The organism is Trichocoleus desertorum ATA4-8-CV12 (genome assembly GCA_019358975.1).
Lineage (GTDB): Bacteria > Cyanobacteriota > Cyanobacteriia > FACHB-46 > FACHB-46 > Trichocoleus > Trichocoleus desertorum_A.
The window spans coordinates 21,341-27,842 of sequence record JAHHIL010000061.1; the positions used below are offsets into that span (position 1 = coordinate 21,341).

7 protein-coding genes are annotated in these 6,502 nt (G+C 49.0%); all 7 read left to right on the forward strand.

Annotation, left to right across the window (positions count from 1 at the left end; translation table 11 throughout):
- Nucleotides 1-115: 115 nt before the first annotated feature.
- The 7 genes from KME12_24965 to KME12_24995 all read left to right on the forward strand — a co-directional run bounded on the left by KME12_24965 (nt 116) and on the right by KME12_24995 (nt 6,408).
- The gene (locus KME12_24965; protein MBW4491027.1) at nt 116-676 is read left to right on the forward strand and encodes a DsbA family protein; all 561 of its coding nucleotides are present in this window, start codon (nt 116-118) and stop codon (nt 674-676) included.
- 104 nt (nt 677-780) lie between these two features.
- Entirely contained in the window at nt 781-1,602 is an 822-nt protein-coding gene (locus KME12_24970) for an alpha/beta hydrolase (protein MBW4491028.1), read from the forward strand.
- Between the two features lie 93 nt (nt 1,603-1,695).
- Nucleotides 1,696-2,535 carry an alpha/beta hydrolase gene (locus KME12_24975; GenBank protein MBW4491029.1) on the forward strand — a complete coding sequence of 280 codons (840 nt, stop codon included), beginning with the start codon at nt 1,696-1,698 and terminating at the stop codon, nt 2,533-2,535.
- Between the two features lie 106 nt (nt 2,536-2,641).
- A complete protein-coding gene (locus KME12_24980) occupies nt 2,642-3,556 on the forward strand; it encodes an alpha/beta fold hydrolase (protein ID MBW4491030.1) in 915 nt (304 codons plus the stop codon).
- A gap of 42 nt (nt 3,557-3,598) precedes the next feature.
- Complete coding sequence (locus KME12_24985) at nt 3,599-5,152, forward strand: GMC family oxidoreductase N-terminal domain-containing protein (protein MBW4491031.1); 1,554 nt, start codon at nt 3,599-3,601, stop codon at nt 5,150-5,152.
- Between the two features lie 161 nt (nt 5,153-5,313).
- Nucleotides 5,314-5,589 carry a UBP-type zinc finger domain-containing protein gene (locus KME12_24990; protein ID MBW4491032.1) on the forward strand — a complete coding sequence of 92 codons (276 nt, stop codon included), beginning with the start codon at nt 5,314-5,316 and terminating at the stop codon, nt 5,587-5,589.
- A 129-nt stretch (nt 5,590-5,718) separates the two neighbouring features.
- Nucleotides 5,719-6,408 carry a ScyD/ScyE family protein gene (locus KME12_24995; GenBank protein ID MBW4491033.1) on the forward strand — a complete coding sequence of 230 codons (690 nt, stop codon included), beginning with the start codon at nt 5,719-5,721 and terminating at the stop codon, nt 6,406-6,408.
- Nucleotides 6,409-6,502: the final 94 nt, after the last annotated feature.

A 6,502-nucleotide genomic window follows, 5' to 3' on the forward strand; every position in this document is an offset into this window, starting at 1 on the left:
GTTCTAGGGTTGAGAAAAAGAGAGTTCACAGTGCCTCTCGTACGATGAATGCTCTTTTCTTTACAGATTTAGCATGAGTCACGATATTTCTGAAGAAACATCTGGCGATTCTCCAATGGAGACACAGAGTGAACGCAACCCGTTAGTGATACCGCCCTCTGAGCGAGACTACCGCCAAGGAGAACTTAATGCCAAAGTGGTGCTCGTTGAATATGGGGACTATCAATGTCTTGAGTGTGGAGAACTTTACACCCTAATTGAAACAGTCCAAACGCTGCTGGATGCCACCTCCACTCCGGAAAACTACTTGTGCTTTGTGTTTCGGCAGTTTCCTCAACCTCAAATCCATCCTCAAGCTCAAAAGGCAGCAGCGGCAGCCCTAGCAGCGGGAGCACAAGGACAGTTCTGGCAAATGCATAACATGTTGTTCAGCCATCAGCAAGCCCTAGGAAGCGGTTATCTCGTGGAGTATGCCAATCATCTCGGACTTGATGTCTGCCAGTTTTTGCGAACGATCAGTAGACAAGTACATCGCGATCGCATCCAGGAAGATATCACTAGCGGATTGCAAAGTGGAGTTGAGGCTGCTCCAGCATTGTTTATCAATGGTCTGCGGTATCGCGATCGCTGGGACATCGAGCCATTGATGGCAGCTATTGTCACTGCAAGTCACTAAATTCTCTTTCTAACCCACACTTAAACAACAGTTCAATCGCCTTGCCTCGGGCTTGTTCACTAGCTCAACTCAATCAGTCCAGCAAAAACATAAAGGTGGTAATAATGGTGATTTTTGCAGGCAAGAAAATTCAAAAGCTTTTATTGTTGCTACTGGCATTCAGTGTTTCAATGATGGTGCTGATGCGTTCAGAAGTAGCCACCTCAAAGGAATTACCCCAAACTTCCAACCCTAAACCCGCGATCGTTCTTGTTCACGGTACCTTTGCTGATGCGACATCATGGCAACACATTATTCCACTGCTGGAACGAGATGGCTATACCGTGACGGCTGTACAGAATACGCTCACGTCTCTCCCAGAAGATGTTGCCACCACTAAGCGAGTGATTGATGCTCAGAAGGGTGCTGTCGTAGTGGTGGGGCATTCCTATGGAGGAAGTGTGATTACGAGCGCGGCAGCTGGCAACCCGCAAGTGAAGGGGTTAGCTTATATCGCTGGTTTTGCCCCCGAAGTCGGCGAAAATATTAGTGGGTTGAATAGTAGGTATGCAGCACCCCCGCTCAGCACCGCAATTGTGCCTGATACCGCAGGCTTTCTCTTCATTGATCGAACCAAGCTACATGAGTTTTTTGCCCAGGATGTCTCCTTAGCTGAGGCCCGGGTGATGGCAGCAACCCAAAAGCCAGTTGCTAGCATCGCTTTTGACCAAACACTCGATCGCGCCGCCTGGAAAACAATTCCCTCCTGGTATCTCGTGACTCAGGAAGACCGGGCGATTAATCCTGAACTTGAGCGCTTTATGGCAAAACGCATCGGTGCTAAGACCAGTGAGATCAAATCAAGTCATGTGCCCTTTGTCTCTCATCCCCAAGAAGTAACTAAATTCATCGAAATGGCTGCAACGGCTGCTATGAAACCATCCTAGATTAGCTGAGATACTGTTTTGTGACCCAGAAGAGTAGCCTCTTGGCGCAGACGAAAGATACCACAAACTTACCCACAAAAAGGAGATTCTAGAATGTCTTACGTTACTGTCGGCAAAGAAAACTCTGGCACCATCGACATCTACTACGAAGACCACGGAACAGGCCAGCCTGTAGTTCTCATCCACGGATTTCCTTTGAGCGGACACTCTTGGGAAAAGCAGGTGGGGGTTTTGCTGGCAGCGGGCTACCGAGTCATTACTTACGATCGCCGAGGCTTTGGCAACTCCAGCCAACCATCCTTTGGCTATGACTACGACACGTTCGCCGCAGATCTCAACATACTCATGACAGAACTGGATCTGCGTGATGTCATGCTGGTTGGTTTCTCAATGGGAACGGGCGAAGTGACGCGCTACCTCGGCAAGTACGGCTCAGAGCGTGTGCAGAAAGCAGTGCTAATGGCTCCGGTGCCCCCCTTCCTGTTGAAGACCGACGATAACCCAGAAGGGGTTGATCAAAGCGTCTTCGATGGCATTATGAAGAGCATTGTCGCAGACCGACCAGCCTATCTCTCTCTATTTTTCCACAATTTCTTTAACGTAGATGTGTTTCTTGGTGACCGCATCAGCAACGAGGCCATCCAGATGAGCTGGAATGTTGCAGCAGCAGCTTCTGCTAAGGGGACTTTAGACTGTGTGCCGTCGTGGTTGACCGATTTCCGGGATGACTTGCCACACATTGATGTGCCAACTTTAATCATCCACGGGGGGGCTGACCGCATCCTTCCGATCGACTCCACTGGTAACAGGTTGCCGAATCTAATCAAAAATAGCCGTCTAGTGGTGATACCTGATGGTCCTCACGCCATCAACTGGACTCATGCAGAACAGGTCAATTCCGCACTGCTGGACTTTCTTAAAGAGGAAAAGTAATCCAAGTGCTGTGAACGAACGAGTTACAAGTTTGGTTCTTAGCAGAACATCTAGTGGATACACCCCTGGTATAAAGCTCAACACCTCAATAAAAGGATAAGCAGTAATGCAAATCAGAAGCACCAGTTTTGAGAGTAAAGGTCTCAAGTGTGCCGTCACGTTTTACACACCCGATCAAGCTGCATCCGGCGATCGCTGTCCTGCCATTGTCATGGCTCATGGCATTGGCTTGACCAAAGAGATGGGGTTGCCACAGTTTGCTGAGTGCTTCGTTCAAGCGGGATTCGTCGTCACACTGTTCGATTATCGCTATATGGGTGCGAGTGAGGGAGAACCTCGGGGACAAATGCTCCCGACCGAGCAGCATGAAGACTACCGCAATGCCATTACTTGGACTCAACTCCAATGCGAAGTTGACCCTGAACGCATCGGTCTTTGGGGTTTCTCTTATAGCGGTGGTCACGTCCTACACTTAGCAGCATTCGATCGGCGCGTGAAAGCGATCGTGGCCCAAATGCCTACAGTGAACGCATTTCTCAATTCTCGCCGTTTGGTCTCCCCACTGGCACTCCATGAACTCACAAAGTTGCTTTCAGAAGATCGGATCAAACGGTATCAAACCGGAGAAGTGAGCTACTTCCCCTTGGTTGCCCCGCCCGGTCAACCCTCCTTCCTAGCGACACCCGATGCCTTTACTTGGATTGAATTAGCGAAGGATGCCAGCGAAGGTAGATGGGAGAATCGGCTCACCTTTGAATCGATTGAACATTGTCTCTACTACGAAGCGATTCCGCACCCTGAAGCCATCTTTCCCACCCCGGTATGTCTAATTGTAGGCGAGCAAGATTTCCTGGCCTCTCCCAGCTTAGCCGCCACTGTCTATGCAGACGCGATCGAACCAAAGTCTTTCACAGTCTTGAAAGGTGGACACTTTGACGGCTTCCAGGGAGAGGGCTTTGCGATCGCCAGCACAACCGCCTTGAGATGGTTCGAGAAATATTTACAGAACAAAACCAACTAGAGCTATGCAAAGCCATTACCAGTAATCGAGAAGAAGAATGTCATGACTCAATATGATTACATTGTGATTGGTGCAGGCTCAGCAGGCTGCGTCGTCGCCAACCGTCTGAGCGAAGACAGTGACACAACGGTGCTACTTCTCGAAGCAGGCAACCCAGACACAAAACCAGAGATTCACATCCCAGCGCAATGCCTCAGTCTACTAGGCTCTGAGGTGGACTGGGCATATTTCTCCGAACCAGAACCTTACCTGAATCACCGCAAAATCTTTTGTCCTCGTGGCAAAGTCTTGGGGGGCAGCAGTTCGATTAACATCATGATTTATTTGCGGGGCAATCCTCACGATTATGACCACTGGCACTCGTTAGGTAATCCTGGTTGGAGCTACCCAGATGTCCTGCCCTACTTCAAGAAATCGGAGCATCAACAGCGAGGCGCGTCCGAATTTCATGGGGTTGATGGAGAGTTAAGCGTGAGCGATCCGATTGCGCCTGCTGTGCTATCCCAACGCTTTGTAGACGCAGCGGTGGCAGTCGGATATGACCACAATCCTGATGTTAATGGAAAGCAGCAGGAAGGGGCAGGACTCTATCAGTTGACCATCAAGGATGGTAAGCGACACAGTGCTGCTGCGGCCTTCCTTGTACCCATTCTCCAGCGTCCCAATTTGACTGTAACGACAGGAGCGTTGGTCACTCGATTGTTGTCTGAGGACACCCGTACCGTTGGGGTGGAATACCTGCACGAGGGCACACTGCACCAAGTCAGGGTCAACCAGGAGGTGATTTTAAGTGCGGGCGCGTTCGATTCACCTAAACTGCTTATGCTTTCTGGCATTGGGGATGCAGAACACCTGAAAGCCTTGGGAATTCCAGTAGTGGCTGATTTGCCGGGTGTTGGTCAAAACCTCCAAGACCACCCTGTCGTGTCCGTGGCGCACGAGGCAATTCAAGATTTACACACAGCAAGCACCAGTAGTGTCGCTGAAGCGGGCTTGTTTTTGCGTACTGAGGGGAATCTGGATGCTGCACCCGATTTACAGTTTCTCTTCGGTCCCGTTGTGTTAGTACCACCTGGCTATGTCCACTCTGGCTTAGGATTCACAAGTTTCGTCTGTTTGACTCATCCCCAAAACATTGGCAGCGTCAGCTTGCATTCCGCCGACCCCAAAGACGCACCGATGTTTAGGATGAACTTTCTCCAAAGTGAAGCCGATGTGCAAAAGCTCGTTGTCGGAATTAAATTACTCCGTAACTTGTTCGGTGCAAGTGTGTTGGATGAGTTTCGCGGTAAGGAAATCGCTCCGGGTGCCGATAAGCAGAGTGATGCAGCCCTCGTTGCTTACGTCCGGGAAACTTGCAGTACCGTGTGGCATCCAGTCGGCACTTGCAAAATGGGCACTGACCCTATGGCAGTTGTAGACCCCGAACTGCGGGTACATGGAATTAAGGGGTTGCGGGTCGTGGATGCTTCTATTATGCCAACCATCACCACAGGCAATACGAACGCACCTACCATCATGATTGGTGAAAAAGCCGCCGACTTAATTAAAGCCGCAGGTTGTGTTTCACAGCAAATTCCTTCACAGCACCGATAGCAGAACTGATTGGAGTTTCACTGACCAGTAAAGCGATCGCAATCATCCTGTTTAAGGATCACATCATCTTTCTTTACAAGATCGTACGACTAACTGTGTTACTAAGTAAGCATGATTAAACATGCTTCCAATTCATTCATACACATACATAGCAAAATCCTATGCATTGCCAACATTTGAATGGAATAACGCTAGAAAACTTAATCCCGAAAGCCAACTATCCTATGTTTCGGTGCGAGGAGTGTATTCGGATTAACGATCGCTGGGTGCATTTACGAATTTGTCAGACTTGCGGCAAGATGCTGTGCTGCGACTCCTCCAAAAATCAACATGCTCGTCGGCACTATGAGGAGAGTGGACATGAGGTGATTAGCTCAGCCGAATTAGGAGAACAATGGCTGTGGTGTTTTACCGATGAAGAGGGAAAGAACTATTAATCGATCTTCAACAATCTATTTGTCATTCTGAAGGAGCGATCGCCCAAATTTTTCGGTGATTTTGCTCAATGAAGTCAGTGCAAGTGGATTCAAACAACATACTGCAACGCCGTATTTTGGAGATTACCCATGTTGAAGCATCTAACTGCCACAATAGGAGCAACTATCGTCGCTCTTAGTCTCGAAAACACAGCTCTTGCTGCGACCTTTAAAATAATCGCAAGTGATTTAGATAACCCTAGAGGATTAACCATCGGATCGAATGGTGCTCTTTATGTAACTGAAGCAGGACGGGGTGGTACGGGACCGTGCATTCCTTCTCCAACAAATCCAAACGCATCAGTTTGTTACGGTGCTACAGGAGCACTGACCCGCATTGAAAATGGCACAGTGACTAGAGTCGTAACTGGATTGCCATCATTAGCAGCACCCGATGGGAGTGAGGCTACAGGTGCCCATGATGTGGCTTTTGATGCGACTGGGCAACCTTATGTTCTCATTGGGCTGGGTAGCGATCCTGCTGCCCGGAGTACTTTGGGAGTGCCAGAGTTTGGACAATTGCTGAAAATTAATGCCCTTAACGGTGGTTCTGATTGGACTGCGATCGCTGATGTTTCCGCCTTTGAGCAAACTAAAAATCCCGATGGAGGCGGAATAGACTCCAACCCTTACAGCTTTGTCATTCAAAACAACACCGCTTACATTGCTGATGCAGGTGCTAACGCTCTGCTAAAGGCTAATCTGGATAATAGGGAAGTTGATCTAGCATCAGTCTTTGATAGTCGTCTAGTAGTCAGTCAATTATTAGTTGACGGGTAAAGTCGATGCAGTTTTATCCTGGCATCTGCGGTCGTAAATCGCCAATCAATCCAGGTCTTCTCTTGATTGCGCTCCTCTTGCCAAGCTTCTACTT